Annotated in this window: 10 protein-coding genes and 1 pseudogene; 6 read left to right on the forward strand and 5 right to left on the reverse strand. The window is 72.0% G+C overall.

The features are described from left to right. The first annotated feature begins 30 nt into the window (after positions 1 to 30). From ACFYXA_RS04420 to ACFYXA_RS04435, 4 genes are read left to right on the forward strand one after another with little or no spacing between them, the layout of a single operon-like run. Entirely contained in the window at positions 31 to 369 is a 339-nt protein-coding gene (locus ACFYXA_RS04420) for an antibiotic biosynthesis monooxygenase (RefSeq protein ID WP_130442883.1), read from the forward strand. Next, complete coding sequence (locus ACFYXA_RS04425) at positions 366 to 1,253, forward strand: NAD(P)-dependent oxidoreductase (protein WP_389028065.1); 888 nt, start codon at positions 366 to 368, stop codon at positions 1,251 to 1,253. The genes ACFYXA_RS04420 and ACFYXA_RS04425 overlap by 4 nt, the downstream gene beginning before the upstream one ends. After that, positions 1,250 to 2,344 carry an amidohydrolase family protein gene (locus ACFYXA_RS04430; protein WP_389028067.1) on the forward strand — a complete coding sequence of 365 codons (1,095 nt, stop codon included), beginning with the start codon at positions 1,250 to 1,252 and terminating at the stop codon, positions 2,342 to 2,344. Before ACFYXA_RS04425 ends, ACFYXA_RS04430 begins: the two co-directional genes overlap by 4 nt. Further along, complete coding sequence (locus tag ACFYXA_RS04435; protein WP_389028069.1) at positions 2,341 to 3,582, forward strand: cytochrome P450; 1,242 nt, start codon at positions 2,341 to 2,343, stop codon at positions 3,580 to 3,582. Before ACFYXA_RS04430 ends, ACFYXA_RS04435 begins: the two co-directional genes overlap by 4 nt. An 82-nt stretch (positions 3,583 to 3,664) precedes the next feature. Here the strand turns inward: ACFYXA_RS04435 and ACFYXA_RS04440 are convergent, their stop codons facing one another. The 4 genes from ACFYXA_RS04440 to ACFYXA_RS04455 all read right to left on the reverse strand — a co-directional run bounded on the left by ACFYXA_RS04440 (position 3,665) and on the right by ACFYXA_RS04455 (position 9,724). After that, positions 3,665 to 4,207, reverse strand: a complete 543-nt coding sequence (locus ACFYXA_RS04440; RefSeq protein WP_389028071.1) for a CAP domain-containing protein — start codon at positions 4,205 to 4,207, stop codon at positions 3,665 to 3,667. Positions 4,208 to 4,758: 551 nt separating this feature from the next. Beyond that, a complete protein-coding gene (meaB, locus tag ACFYXA_RS04445) occupies positions 4,759 to 5,745 on the reverse strand; it encodes a methylmalonyl Co-A mutase-associated GTPase MeaB (RefSeq protein ID WP_351096254.1) in 987 nt (328 codons plus the stop codon). Then, positions 5,742 to 7,916, reverse strand: coding sequence for a methylmalonyl-CoA mutase (gene scpA, locus ACFYXA_RS04450; protein WP_389028074.1), 2,175 nt, complete (start codon positions 7,914 to 7,916; stop codon positions 5,742 to 5,744). Before scpA ends, meaB begins: the two co-directional genes overlap by 4 nt. Then, positions 7,916 to 9,724 carry a methylmalonyl-CoA mutase family protein gene (locus tag ACFYXA_RS04455; protein ID WP_389028077.1) on the reverse strand — a complete coding sequence of 603 codons (1,809 nt, stop codon included), beginning with the start codon at positions 9,722 to 9,724 and terminating at the stop codon, positions 7,916 to 7,918. The genes scpA and ACFYXA_RS04455 overlap by 1 nt, the downstream gene beginning before the upstream one ends. Before the next feature lie 819 nt (positions 9,725 to 10,543). Here ACFYXA_RS04455 and ACFYXA_RS04460 point away from each other — a divergent pair. Next, positions 10,544 to 11,452, forward strand: a pseudogene (locus ACFYXA_RS04460) (non-reducing end alpha-L-arabinofuranosidase family hydrolase); the annotation flags it as partial. Between the two features lie 243 nt (positions 11,453 to 11,695). Beyond that, a complete protein-coding gene (locus ACFYXA_RS04465; protein WP_389028079.1) occupies positions 11,696 to 13,066 on the forward strand; it encodes a DEAD/DEAH box helicase in 1,371 nt (456 codons plus the stop codon). A 128-nt stretch (positions 13,067 to 13,194) separates the two neighbouring features. Here the strand turns inward: ACFYXA_RS04465 and ACFYXA_RS04470 are convergent, their stop codons facing one another. After that, a complete protein-coding gene (locus tag ACFYXA_RS04470) occupies positions 13,195 to 14,841 on the reverse strand; it encodes a hypothetical protein (protein WP_389028081.1) in 1,647 nt (548 codons plus the stop codon). Between the last annotated feature and the right edge of the window lie 72 nt (positions 14,842 to 14,913).

The following is a 14,913-nucleotide window of genomic DNA, read 5'->3' on the forward strand; positions in this document are numbered from 1 at the left end:
TCCTGCCGGATCTCACCCTCAGGAGGAGACATGGGCACCGAGCGAAACGGCCGTCCGGCCGAGAAGCTGTCCGTCGTGTACACCGTCCGCGTGATCGAGGGCGGCGAGCAGGGGTTCCTGGAGCTGTACGAACAGATCCGGAAGTCCGTCGCCCGCACCCCCGGCCACATCGTCGAGAAGCTCGGCGAACCCGTGGACGACTCCCGCCAGTGGGTCATCACCAGCGAGTGGGAGACGCCCGAGCACTTCTTCGCCTGGCAGCAGAGCGAGGAGCACCGCGCGCTGGTCGCCCCGCTGCGCCAGTGGGTCGACTCGACGCAGTCGCTGCGGTTCCGGGTCGTCAAGGAGACCGCGGGGGTGGCGTCATGACCCCCGTGAGCAACGGCCCCGTCGCCGTCCTCGGCCTCGGCACCATGGGCGCCGGCCTGGCCGCCCGACTCATCGACCAGGGCATCCCGGTCCGGGTGTGGAACCGTACCGCGGAGCGGACCGAGCCGCTCGCCCGGGTGGGCGCCTTCGTGGCCGCCCACCCCGCCGAGGCCGTCGAGAAGACGGCCACCGCCATCTGCAGCGTCGCCGACGGCGAAGCGCTCGCCGACGTGCTGCGCGGCCCGAACGGCGTGCTGGCCAGGGGCCCCTACGCGGGCACCCTGCTCTGCGCCAGCACCGTCGCGCCCGAGGAGGTCGAGCAGATCGCCGGGGACATCCCCTCCGTCCTGGACGTCGGCATGCTCGGCAACCGCGACCACGCCCGCGACGGGGAGCTGCGGCTGTTCGTCGGTGGCGACAAGCAGGTGTTCGAAGCCGGCCGGCCGCTGCTGGAGACGCTGGGCAAGGAGGTCGTCCATCTGGGCGCACTCGGGTCCGGCATGCGGATGAAACTGCTCCTCAACCTCCTGATGGGGGTGGAGGTGCAGGCCATGGCCGAGGCGACCGCCCTGGCCACCGCCTGCGGACTGGACCGGCACCAGGTCCTCAAGACCATCGCGGGCAGCGGCTTCGCCTCCCCGGTCATGGCGTTCAAGTCGCGGCGGCTGGCCACCGGCACCTTCGACGAGCCGGACTTCCGGCTGCGGCTGATGGCCAAGGACCTCATGCTCGCTTCCAAGCAGGCGGCGGCGGCCGGCCTGAGCCTCCCGCTGGCCGCCGCCGCGGCCGAGACCCACGTCCGCGCCACCGAGCAGGGACTCGGCGACGAGGACTGCGCCGCGGTCGCCCGCGCGCTCACACCGAACCCGGGAAGCGACACATGATCATCGACATCCACGGGCACCTGTCCCCACCGGAGGCGGCCGAACGCTTCCCCATGCCCCCCAGCCTGACCGACGTGGACGGCATGCTCGCCGCCCGCGCCGAGGCCGGCATCGACCTCACGATCATCGGCAGCCCCGTCGGGGCCGGCGCGATGGCCCGGGTCCCGGGCGTGGACAACTACGCGCAACCCCGCGACCGGCTCCACGCCTTCCACGCCTGGATGTCCGGCCTGATCGCCACCTTCCCGGACCAGTTGCGCGGCTACGTGTACGCCAACCCGTTCGGGGACGACGACCACCTGGAGGGGGTGCGGCAGACGCTGGCGGACCCCGCCTTCGTCGGCCTGATCACCACCTCCAGCGTGCACGGGGAGCTGCTCGGCTCCCCGCGCGCCGACTCGTTCTTCGCGCTGGCGGCGGAGGCGGGCGTGCCGGTCCTGGTGCACGCGCCGGCCGAACCGGTCGGCACGGAACAGGTCGACGACGTCCGCTTCGTCGAGCAGATCGGCAGGTTCGGCGACCTGACGGTCGGCATGGCGATGATCGCGTTCGCGGGGTGGCTGGACAAGTACCCCGGTCTGCGGCTGATCGGCGCGACGGGCGGCGGCGCGATGGCGCTGCTGCCGGAACGCCTCCAGACGGCGGCCCGCCCCCGGCACTGGCCCGGGGGCGGCCCGCCCCCGGGCGCGACGGCGGGCCGCGCCCCCGGTTCCGGCGCCCCCGGCCCGGAGGGGGCCCGCGCCTCCTCGGCGGGCCGGGGCGCCGCGGGAGCCGGCGGCCCGGGAGCCCCGGGCGGAGGCCGGCCGCCCGCGGGCGCACCCGCCGGGGCGCCCGCGCCGTCGGCCGACCCCGTCGCGGCCCTGCGCCGCATGTACGTCGACACCAGTCCCTTCAGCGCAGCCCACCTGGCCCTCAACGCCGAGGTGCTGGGCCCGGAGCGGATGCTGTTCGGCACCGACTCGCCGCCGATGGCGGCGCCACTGGAGGACTTCGTCCGCATGATCGAGAAGCTGCCCGTCGACAAGGCGTCCCAGCAGCTGATCCTCGGCGGCAACGCGGAGGCCCTCTTCGACCTGAGGAGCCGTCCGTGACCACCACCGAGGAAGCCGTCGCCGCCGCCGAACGCTGCACCCCGGAGTACCGGAGCGACCCGTACCCGGTCTACGCGCACCTCCGCGAGGCGGCGCCGGTCTGCCCCATGAGACCGCCGCACGGCAACGAGACGTACCTGATCACCCGGTACGAGGACGCGAAGGCCGCCCTGGCGGACCCGAGGCTGAGCAAGGACATGTACGGCGCCATGGGCGCCTACCGGAGCATCTTCGGCGACTCGTCCATGGCGCTGGACGACAACATGCTCAACGCCGACCCGCCGAAGCACACCCGGCTGCGCCGGATGGTCAACTCCGCGTTCACCCCGCGGCGGGTGCAGTCCCTGCGGCCGCGGATCGAGACCGTCGTCGCGGAGCTGCTCGACGCGTGCCCGACCCGCGAACCCTTCGACCTGCTGCCCGCGTTCGCGTTCCCGCTGCCGATCGTCGTGATCTGCGAACTCCTCGGCGTGCCGCCGAAGGACCGGTCGCGGATGCAGCACCTGTCCACCACGGTGGCGCAGACCGGCTTCGACCCGGCGTCCAAGCGGGCCCAGCAGCAGGCGGAGAAGGACCTGCACGCCTTCTTCACCGAGCTGATCACGGCGAAGCGGGCCCGCCCGGGCGACGACCTGCTGAGCGCCCTGATCGCCGTACGGGACACCGACGGCGACGGCCGGCTCACCGAGACCGAGCTGGTCTCCACGGCGTTCCTGCTGATGTTCGCCGGTCACAAGACGACCGCCTACCTCATCGGCAACGCCGTGCACCACCTGCTGTCGCAGCCCGCGCAACTGCGCCTCGTCCGCGACGACCCGGAGCTGCTCGGCCCGGCGATCGACGAACTGATGCGCTACGACGGCTCCGTGGAGAGCGGGACGTTCCGCTACGCCACCGAGGACGTCGAGTACTCGGGGACCCGGATCCCCAAGGGCGCGCTGGTGCAGATCGCGCTCAACTCGGCCAACCGTGATCCGCGCAAGTTCGACCGGCCGGACGAGTTCGACGTGACCCGCGAGGGCGCCAACGCCCACCTCGGGTTCGGGCACGGCGGCCACTACTGCCTGGGTGCCCCGCTGGCCCGGCTGGAGATGGAACTCGCCCTGACGGCGCTGTTCGACCGGTTCCCCAGGGCCGCCCTGGCCCGCCCCGAGGACGGACCGCGCTGGATGCAGGTCCCGTTCCCGGCCTTCCGCGGTCTCGCGGAACTGCCGGTCGTGCTCGACCCCGCCGACTGAGCGGAAGGCGACGCGGACAGACGCGCGAGGGCGCGGAGAGCATGCCCATGCTCTCCGCGCCCTCGCGCGCGGCCGGCCGTCCTCAGCGGGCCGTGCCGAAGTCCTGGGTCCAGTAGGAGCCGGGCTGTGCGAGGCCGACGCCTATCTCCTTGAACGCGCAGTTCAGGATGTTGCGCTTGTGGCCGGGGCTGGCCATCCAGCCCGCCATGACCTGCTCGGGGGTGGAGTACCCGTAGGCGACGTTCTCGCCGTAGGTGCTCCAGGCGTAGCCGGCGCGGGTGATGCGCGTGCCCGGGTCCGAGCCGTCGGATCCGGTGTGCGACATGTTCCGGTGGCTCGCCATGTCCGCGCTGTGGTCCTGGGCGGCCTTGGCGAGCTTCGCGTTCACGGTCAGCGGGGAGCAACCCGCCTTGCCGCGCTCGCTGTTGACCAGGGACACGACCTTGGCCACGGCGCCGGACGCCGGGGCGGCCGGGGAAGCGCTCGGCGCGGCGGCGCTGGGGGCCGCGGCCGGAGCGGCAGCCGGCGGCGCGGCCGGTGCGGGGGGCTGTGCTCCCGTTCCGCCGATCGTCCACTGCCTCCACGGCACCTGCGGCACGGCGGTCGGGTCGTTCGGACAGGCCATGGCGGCGGACGGTATCGCCAGCGCCCCGACGGTGACAGCGCCGATGACTGCGTACCGGTGCTGCCTCTGCCTGCGGTGCTTCCTCATGTGCGGGCCTCGCTCGGTCGACTCCACTGCGCGCCGCCGACCTGCAGGGCACATCATGCGTGCTGGCCCTGACCTGCGGCGACGCCTTTCGGGCCGTCATTGTTAAGCCCAGGTGAGCGACCGGCCAAGAGCCCTTCTACTACCCGGCATCGTAGGCGCGTGCGCCCCTTGAAACCGGTGCGGCGGTGTGCTGTCCCCGCGCCGCGCGGCATGCTCGGAACCTGACATTCCGACAGGGTGTCGCCGCAGCCCGGGGGGAGGGCGAAGGGCGCGACGCGCGTCTCGCGAGCGGCCGGACACGCGACGTATGTCCGTATCCGTAAGGGCAGATCACCTTATGTCGCCCACCGGCCGAGTACTACCGCACGGCGTTGACGGAGAAAACACACGTGACGGATGTCACGTCCTGTCGCCGCAACCGTTTCGTGAGGTCGGGAGTCAGGGGGGCCTTCGTCCCGCCGGCCTCACCCCTGACCGTCGGTCCCGAACGCCTCGAGGATGCGCTCCGCGGCCAGCGTGGCCGTCAACTCCCCGTCTTTGACCCGTTGTTCGAGGTCCGGAGTGAGGGCCCGTACGCCGGGATGCGTGCGCAGCCGGCCGAGCAGCTCGTCGCGGACCATCGACCACGTCCAGTCCACCTGCTGCTCACGCCGCTTGCCGGCGAGCCGCCCCGTCGAGTCCAGCAGGGTGCGGTGCTGTTCCAGCCGCTCCCACACCGTGTCAAGGCCGCTTGACTCCCTGGCGCTGCAACTCAGCACGGGCGGCGTCCAGGCCGCGTCCCTGCCGTGCATCAGCCGCAGCGCGCCCGACAGTTCACGGGCCGCGGCGCGCGCGTCCCGCTCGTGCGGACCGTCCGCCTTGTTGACCGCGATCACGTCGGCCAGTTCCAGAACGCCCTTCTTGATGCCCTGGAGTTGGTCCCCGGTCCGGGCGAGCGTGAGCAGCAGGAAGGAGTCGACCATGTTCGCCACCGCCGTCTCCGACTGGCCCACGCCGACCGTCTCCACCAGCACCACGTCGTAGCCCGCCGCCTCCATCACCACGATCGACTCGCGGGTGGCCTTGGCGACCCCGCCGAGCGTCCCCGCGGTGGGGGAGGGCCGCACGAAGGCCGCCGGGTCGACCGCGAGACGCTCCATGCGCGTCTTGTCGCCGAGGATCGACCCGCCGGTGCGGCTGGAGGACGGATCGACGGCGAGCACCGCGACCCGGTGCCCCCGCCCCGTCAGCAGCGTGCCGAACGCGTCGATGAACGTCGACTTGCCCACGCCCGGCACCCCGCTGACGCCGATCCGCCGGGCCCGCCCGCTGTGCGGGAGCAGCTCGGTCAGCAACCGCTGCGCCAGCGCCCGGTGTTGGGGGCGGGTGGACTCGACGAGCGTGATGGCGCGGGCGACGACGGCACGCTTGCCGTCGAGGACGCCCTTCACATAGGCGTCGACGTCGATCACAGGGCGTGCCCCAGGTCGCCCGCGAGTCGTGCCACCAGGTCGTACGCCGCGTCCGGGATCACCGTCCCCGGCGGGAAGACGGCCGCCGCGCCCATCTCCAGGAGTGTGGGCACGTCCTGCGGCGGGATGACCCCGCCGACCACGATGACGATGTCCTCGCGCCCCTCCTCGGCCAGCGCCTCCTTCAGCGCCGGCACGAGGGTGAGGTGTCCGGCCGCCAGCGACGACACGCCCACGATGTGCACGTCCGCCTCCACGGCCTGACGGGCCACCTCGGCCGGCGTCTGGAACAGCGGGCCGACGTCGACGTCGAAGCCGAGGTCGGCGAACGCGGTCGCGATCACCTTCTGGCCGCGGTCGTGGCCGTCCTGGCCCATCTTGGCGACCAGGATGCGCGGCCGGCGCCCCTCGGCCTCCTGGAAGGCGTCGACCAGGGTCCGGGTGCGCTCCACGGACGGGGACTCGCCTGCTTCGGTGCGGTACACCCCGGAGATCGTACGGATCTGGCTCGCGTGCCGCCCGTACACCTTCTCCAGGGCGTCGGAGATCTCCCCGACGGTCGCCTTGGCGCGGGCCGCCTCCACCGCCAGCTCCAGCAGGTTGCCGTCGCCCCCGGCGGCCCGGGTCAGCGCGTCCAGCGCGTCCCGGCAGGCCCTCTCGTCCCGCTCCTCGCGCAGCCGTCGCAGCTTGTCGATCTGCTGGGCGCGCACCGAGGAGTTGTCGACCTTGAGGACCTCGATCGCCTCGTCGCTGTCCACCCGGTACTTGTTGACGCCGATCACCGGCTGCCGCCCCGAGTCGATCCGGGCCTGTGTGCGGGCCGCCGCCTCCTCCACGCGCAGCTTGGGGATGCCGGCGTCGATGGCCTGCGCCATGCCGCCCGCCTGCTCCACCTCCCGGATGTGCTGCCACGCCCGGCGGGCCAGGTCGTACGTCAGCTTCTCCACATAGGCGCTGCCGCCCCACGGGTCGATGACCCGGGTGGTGCCCGACTCCTGCTGGATCAGCAGCTGAGTGTTGCGGGCGATGCGCGCCGAGAAGTCGGTGGGCAGCGCCAGCGCCTCGTCCAGGGCGTTGGTGTGCAGCGACTGCGTGTGCCCCTGCGTCGCCGCCATGGCCTCCACGCACGTGCGCGTCACGTTGTTGAACACGTCCTGCGCGGTCAGCGACCAGCCCGACGTCTGCGAATGGGTGCGCAGCGACAGCGACTTGGCGTTCTTCGGGTCGAACTGCCTGACCAGCTTGGCCCACAGCAGGCGCGCCGCCCGCAACTTGGCGATCTCCATGAAGAAGTTCATGCCGATCGCCCAGAAGAACGACAGCCGGGGCGCGAACGCGTCCACGTCCAGGCCGGCTTCACGCCCGGCGCGGATGTACTCCACGCCGTCCGCGAGGGTGTACGCCAGCTCCAGGTCGGCCGTCGCACCCGCCTCCTGGATGTGGTAGCCGGAGATCGAGATGGAGTTGTAGCGGGGCATCCGCTGCGAGGTGTACGCGAAGATGTCGGAGATGATCCGCATCGACGGCTTCGGCGGATAGATGTAGGTGTTGCGGACCATGAACTCCTTGAGGATGTCGTTCTGGATGGTCCCGGCCAGCTTCTCGGGCGGCACGCCCTGTTCCTCGGCGGCCACGATGTACAGCGCGAGCACCGGCAGCACGGCGCCGTTCATCGTCATCGACACGCTCATGCGGTCCAGCGGGATCCCGTCGAACAGCTGCCGCATGTCGTAGATCGAGTCGATCGCCACGCCCGCCATGCCGACGTCGCCGGTCACCCGGGGGTGGTCGCTGTCGTAACCCCGGTGCGTGGGCAGGTCGAAGGCGACCGACAGGCCCTTCTGGCCGGCCGCCAGGTTGCGCCGGTAGAACGCGTTGGACTCTTCGGCCGTGGAGAAGCCCGCGTACTGCCGGATCGTCCAGGGCTGGTTGACGTACATCGTCGGGTACGGCCCGCGCAGGTACGGGGCGGCGCCCGGGTAGGTGCCCAGGAAGTCCAGGCCCTCCAGGTCCTGCCCGGTGTACAGCGGCTTGACCGGGATGCCCTCGGGCGTCTCCCACAGCAGGTCGTCCCCGCCGGCCGCCTTCTTCACGGCCGTACGCCACTCGTCGGCGCCGCCCTCGGCGGCGGGACTCCCCAGCTCGATCCCGGAGAAGTCGGGGATTCCCATCAGGACACTCCCATGCGGTCGAGGGTGGAGGAGAGCACGGAGACGGCGTCGCAGCCCGCGAAGACGTATCCGTCGACCCCGGCGTGCTGGCCTGGGCGGCCCGCGAGGAACACGTGCGCGGCGCCGGCCGCGCGCAGCTCGGCGGCGACGTCCTCCGCCCGCTCCTCGTAGAGGGCGTCGCTGGAGCACAGGCAGACCTCGGTGGCGCCGCTCTCGGCGAACGTGCCCTCGGTGACCGGCTCGACACCGCCCGCCTGGAACAGGTTCGAGGCGAAGGTGAGCCGTGCGGTGTGCGCGGCGGCCGGGCCGATCGCGGCCAGGAAGATCCGCGGCCGGGAGCCGGTCGCCGCGAGATGGGCGTCGGACCGCGCGCGCAGCGCCTCGTACGCCTCGTCGCGGCGGACCCGGGGCAGGCCGCCGGACCGCGGCTCGGGAGCCGCCTCGCGCACGACGGGCTTCTCCGCCAGGAACGGGAACTCGCTGACCCCGGTGACCGGTTCACGCCGCTTGGCGAGCCGGGCGGTACGCGCCCGCCAGGTGTCGGCCAGCTCCTGCCCCAGCCACCCGGACCGCAGGGCGGCTGCCTGACCGCCCCGTTGCTCGATCTCCTGGAAGAACTCCCAGCCCGCGTGGGCGAGTTCGTCGGTGAGCCGCTCCACGTACCAGGAGCCGCCCGCCGGGTCGATCACCCGGGACAGATGCGACTCCTCGATCAGGATCGTGGAGGTGTTGCGGGCGATGCGCCGCGCGAACGCGTCCGGCAGGCCGAGCGCTTCGTCGAAGGGCAGCACGGTGACGGAGTCGGCCCCGCCGGCCCCGGCGGCCAGCGTGGCCACCGTCGTGCGCAGCATGTTCACCCACGGGTCGCGGCGCGTCATCATGACCGGCGAGGTCACCGCGTGCTGCGTCTGCCCCCCGGCGGCGGGCGCCCCGCACACCTCGGCCACCCGCGCCCACAGCCGGCGCGCCGCCCTCAGCTTGGCGATCGTCAGGAACTGGTCGGCGGTCGCCGCGTACCGGAACTCCAGCTGCGCACAGGCCTGCTCGACGCTCATCCCGGCCTCGGTCAGCGCCCGCAGGTAGGCCACGCCCGTGGCCAGGGAACAGCCCAGCTCCTGCGCGGCCGACCCGCCGGCCTCGTGGTACGGCAGCGCGTCCACGGTGAACGCCCGCAGGCCCGGGTACTTCCCGGCGCAGCGGAGGGCGAGGCCCGCCGCCGGCGCGACGTCGAACGCCTGCCCGGTGCGCGCCTCGTGGCCGAGCGGGTCCGCGCCCAGGTTGCCGCGCGCCGCCTCGGGGGCAACGCCCCGCTCCGCGTACAGCCGCAGCAACTCCGCGGCGGCGGCCTCGACGTCGGCGCCCGCGTCGAGGACGACCGGAGCCAGATCGAGGAAGACGCCGTCGAGGGCCCGGCCGAGGGACGACACCGGGATGCCGTCCTCACCGACCGTCAGCCACAGCGAGGTGACGCCGTTCTCCAGGTCGGCGAGGACCGCGCCGCCGTCGGCCGCGGAGTGCCGTTGCCGTACGTCCCATCCGCCCACGGTGTTCCCCTCGGGCCGGCCGCCGCGCACGAAGGGCGCGAATCCGGGGAGACCGGGTTCCGGCGCGCTGTCGCGCGCGGTGTACAGGGGGCGGGTGCGCAACCCGTCCTCGAGTGCGGTGGACAGGGCTTCCTCGGCCGCGTCCCCCTCGACGTCCTTGCCCGCCTTGCGCAGCACACCCGCCACCAGGTGCTGCCACTGCTCGTGCGTCACGTCAGGGAACTCGCCGGCCAGCTCAAGCCCGTCGTCAGGCAGGACCGTCATGCTCGGATGCTAGGCCAGAGGCGCAAAGGAGCAGGAGAGGGCGCGGCTGTGACCTTGCCCTCTCCCTGAATGTGACCACGCTTACCGTCATACCGCCGGGCAGACCGGGCAAGGGTCAGGATCCCGCGATGAGCGGGGGAGTGGCGGGCGGCCTCACGGGTGCGGTCCTCGGGTTCGTGTGGCGGGCGGCTCCTCGGGTCCGTGTGGCGGACGGTCAGGGCGCGGCCGTCGCCTCGGACTTGGCGAGCCAGGCGCCCGTCTCGGGCAGGTCGGTGCCGGCGCACGCGTCGGGAGTGAGGACCGCACCGAACGCGCCCGTTCCGGGCGGATCCCCGGCTTCGCGAAATGTTTCGGCGTCTGTATCGAATCTTGCGAGAGGTATTGACGCTGTTACCGGCCCCCCGCATCATCCAGTTGCTCGACACTTCGCCCCTTGTTCGATATCACGCACACGCCCCCGTCGGTCCGGGGCCTGCCCGCCGACACGGCCGAGTCGCAAGGAGCAGGCCGCCCATGCCCAGGTGTACGTGTACGTCATGGCCGCACGCATATGTCATGGCCATGTCATCAATGCTCGCGTCGCGCACACCGGCGGCCGCCACCTGCCGCATCCAGAGCCCCACCTCGACAGTCCGGTCAGCCCGGTCGTGCCCGTGACCGGGCAGGCCGGGACCGCTCACTCAAGAATCAGAGGTCCTCATGCGCAGAGGAAGCTTCAGCCGCAAGCGTCTGTCCCTGGCGCTCTCCGCCGCGACCGCGGCCATGGTCTCGGTCGCGGCGACGCTCGTCGCGGGCCCGGCCCAGGCGGCCGCTCAAGCGTGTTCCCTTCCGTCGACCTACCGGTGGACGTCGACGGGCGCGCTGGCTCAGCCGGCGAACGGCTGGGTGGCGTTGAAGGACTTCACCCACGTCCTCTACCAGGGCAAGCACCTCGTCTACGGGTCGCACGTGACCGGCGGTGCGTCCTACGGCTCGATGAGGTTCGCCCCCTTCACCAACTGGTCGAACATGGCGTCGACCGGCCAGACGGCGATGAACCAGTCCGCGGTGGCGCCCACGCTGTTCTACTTCGCGCCCAAGAACATCTGGGTGCTGGCGTACCAGTGGGGCGCGTGGCCCTTCATCTACCGCACCTCCAGCGACCCCACCAACCCCAACGGCTGGTCGGCCCCGCAGCCGCTGTTCACCGGCAGCATCTCCGGCTCCGGCACCGGCCCGATCGACCAGACCCTGATCGCCGACGGCCAGAACATGTACCTGTTCTTCGCCGGCGACAACGGCAAGATCTACCGGGCGAGCATGCCGATCGGGAACTTCCCCGGCAACTTCGGCTCGTCCTACACGACGATCATGAGCGACACGACGAAGAACCTCTTCGAGGCGCCGCAGGTCTACAAGGTCCAGGGCCAGAACCAGTACCTCATGATCGTCGAGGCCCGGGGTGCGAACGAGCAGCGCTACTTCCGCTCGTTCACGGCCTCCAGCCTGAACGGTTCGTGGACCCCGCAGGCCGCCAGTGAGAACAACCCCTTCGCGGGCAAGGCCAACAGCGGCGCCGGCTGGACCAACGACATCAGCCACGGCGACCTGGTCCGCAACAACCCCGACCAGACCATGACCATCGACCCCTGCAACCTGCAGTTGCTCTACCAGGGCAAGAACCCCTCCGCGGGCGGCCCCTACAACCTGCTGCCCTGGCGGCCGGGCGTCCTCACCCTGCAACGCTGACAGGGCCGCTCCACGCAGACTCCTGAAGCCGGGGCTGCCGCCCAGCGACGGGACCGTCGGCGCGTACTCGCCGTGCCACCGCGAGAACCCCGGCCGTGTTCCGCGGCCGGGGTTCCGGCACGGAGCGATGCCGTGCGCTCCCCGTGTTAGGGTCACGCGTTCGCGTGGTCGTCGCGGTGGGCGCCGCCGAGCGTTCCGTCCCGCCGGGCCTTCCTCGACACGTTCCCCTGCGGAAGGCAGTACATGAAGCACCCCGACGGCACGGCCGACGCCGCCACCGCCCCGACGGCCGTCTCCTTCGCCGACCTGGACCTGCCCGCCGAGGTGCTGCGGACACTGAACGGACAAGGAGTGCGCGACCCCTTCCCGATCCAGGCCGCCACCCTGCCCGACGCCCTGCGAGGCCGCGACGTCCTCGGACGCGGGCGCACCGGATCGGGCAAGACGCTCGCCTTCGGCCTGCCCCTGCTGACGCGTACGGCCGGGCGGCGCGCCGAACCGAAGCAGCCCCTCGCCCTGATCCTCGTGCCCACCCGGGAGCTGGCCCAGCAGGTCACCGAGGCGCTCACGCCGTACGCCGAGGCGCTGCGGCTGCGGATGGCCACGGTCGTCGGCGGCCTGTCGATCAGCCGGCAGATCGCCGCGCTGCGCCAGGGAGCCGAGGTCGTCGTCGCCACCCCCGGACGCCTGCACGACCTGATCGAGCGCAACGCCTGCCGCCTGGGCCGGGTGCGGATCACCGTCCTGGACGAGGCGGACCAGATGTGCGACCTGGGCTTCCTGCCGCAGGTCGTCGACCTCCTCGGCCAGGTGCGCCCCGACGGTCAGCGGATGCTGTTCTCGGCCACGCTGGACCGCGACGTCGATCAGCTGGTCCAGCGCTTCCTGCACGACCCCGTCGTCCACTCGGTCGACCCGTCCGCGAGCACGGTCACGACGATGGAGCACCACGTCCTGGTCGTGCACGGCCCCGACCGCTACGCCGTCGTCACGGAGATCGCCGCCCGCGACGGCCGTGTCCTGCTGTTCCTCGACACCAAGCACGCCGTCGACCAGCTCACCCGGCATCTGCGGGCGAGCGGGGTGCACGCGGGTGCCCTGCACAGCGGCAAGTCACAGCCGCAGCGCACCCGCACCCTGGCGCAGTTCAAGGACGGCCAGATCACCGTACTGGTGGCGACCGACGTCGCGGCCCGCGGCCTGCACGTCGACGACCTGGACCTCGTGGTCAACGTCGACCCGCCCACCGACCCCAAGGACTACGTCCACCGGGCGGGCCGCACCGCCCGCGCCGGTGAGTCGGGCGCGGTGGTCACGCTCGTCACGGCGGGCGGACGCCGCGAGGTGAGCCGTATGACGGCCGAGGCCGGCGTCGAGGCGACGGTCACCAAGGTGCGCTCGGGCGAGGCGGAGCTGACCCGGATCACCGGCGCCAGGCGCCCCTCGGGAACCCCGCTCGACGGCGGCCCCGCGGCGCCCCGCCCCAAGAACACCAACGCCCCCTTCCGAGGGCTCGGCACCCCCCGCGGCGCCGGCGGCAAGTCCCGCAAGGCCGGCGAGGCCCGCAAACTGGCCGAGGCCCGCAAGGCCGCGCTGGCACGCCGCAACGGCTGAGCTCCGGCCTGGCTGCTTCACCGACGAGCGCCGGCCACATGGCTCGCGCGACGGGTCCCCGAGGTGTGTACCGCCGCCGCGGCTGAGGGCGCGGCGGCGGACGGCGCGTTCTCGTGGGCGCCGGGGTGTCAGGTGAGGGTGTTGCGCAGGTGCGGGCCGAGGTAGCCGACGTAGACCTTGCCCGAGCGCGGGCAGTCGTCGTAGAAGTGCAGGCGCGGGGCGATCGTGTTGCCCCCGCCGATCTCCAGGTGCGCCTGCATGAAGACCCGGCCCTCGGGGTCCACCGCCTTCGGAACCGGGAGCATGCGCTCAGCGCGCAGTTTCGGTTTGCGGGCGACGGTGTCCGACTCCCGCATGGCCACTTTGGCCGTCGGGAAGGGGAAGGCGCTGGAGGCGTCGGACTTGCACCAACTGAGGAAGTCGCCGCACTTCCTGTCGCCGGCTGAGGCCGCGGCGAAGTGGTCCAGGGCCAGCAGCCCGTCCCATGCGACCCGCAGCCAGTTGTCCACCGACTGGCTGTCGAGCCCCCTGGTGATCTTGCGTTGCCCGGTGAACGAGACGCCGGGCAGTTCCTTGAGCCGGTCCAGCAACTCGGAGAAGGTATTGGGGTAGGTGATGTCCGCGGCGACGGCGCTGGTGTGGGCCACGGCGAACTGCCCTGCCTCCCGCAGCTGTTCACGCAGGTGCAGTATGAGCCGCTGGGACTCCTGGACCTTGTCGTACAGTTCCTCGTTCTCGCCGCGCAGTTCGCTCTCGGCCTCGTCCGCCTTCGCGAGCTCCGCGTACAGGTCGTTGATCTCGCTGACCCGGATGCCTTCCGCACGCTCCGCCTCGTCCAGCAAGGCCGTGAGCGCCGCGTTGTCGGAACGGAGCTGGGCGATGTCCGTGCCGTCCGCGGTCGTCCTGGGGCGGGTCCGCTGGCGCGGGATGCCGAGCAGCGCGGGGGGTAACGGCTGCCGGGAGGACAGCCGTTGGGGCAGCGCGGCGAGGATGGACGCGGCGCGGCGGAGGTCTGCCTCTATGGTCCGGCGCGACATCACGGGGTGCCGTTGCGCGTCGGGTTTCCATGCCGGGTCTAGCCCCGGCAGGTAGGTGCGGACGCCACCGCCGAACACGGGGTGGTACTCCAACGCGGCGTTGAACTTGGCCTGCGCCTCCGGCGTGAGCACGTACAGCACGGCCAGTCCGTGCAGACAGCGGAAGAGCGGCTCGACGACCGACCGCGACCAGTCGTCGGGATCCTTCCCGTACGGCACCGTGGCGATGACGACCGGCAGACGCCGGTTGCTGTCGCACAACTCCTCGATGGAGTCGTCGACGTCCTCGGCCTCGATGAAGACGGGCGAGGCCGCGACATCGGCCTGCGCGTCACGCGCCTCCAGCGAGTCGAGGAGCGAACGCACGATGTTCGGGGTGTTGGCGCGGGTGGGGACCTCTCCGGCGAGCGCCGGCTGGTGCTCTATGTCGACCTGGACCCATGTACGGCCCTCGTCCTCCTCGAGCCCCGAACGCACGATGAGCGTCGACTGCCAGGTACCCGAGGCCGGCGAGTGCGTTTCGCGCATACGCCACCTGCTGTAGGCGCCCTTGAGTCCTGACTCGAAGTCACGGTCCAGGGTGGCGTGCGGGGCGATCTCGGTGCGCCCCTCGTCCAGCCCGGACGGGTCGTAGCCCTTGTCCCGGATCCATTCGATCAGCCGTCGCTCCGCCGTACCGCAGGCGGTGACGTAGTTGAGTTCGGTCGAGACCACCATGCGGTAGCCGCGTGGTTCCATGGGCGCTCCTCGCCGGAGAGTGGGCGGGGCGCTTCCGGCGGCGCCCCGGCCCTACGAGTCTGGCGCACGGCA

The sequence above is a fragment of the Streptomyces sp. NPDC002566 genome (assembly GCF_042889585.1).
Lineage (GTDB): Bacteria > Actinomycetota > Actinomycetes > Streptomycetales > Streptomycetaceae > Streptomyces.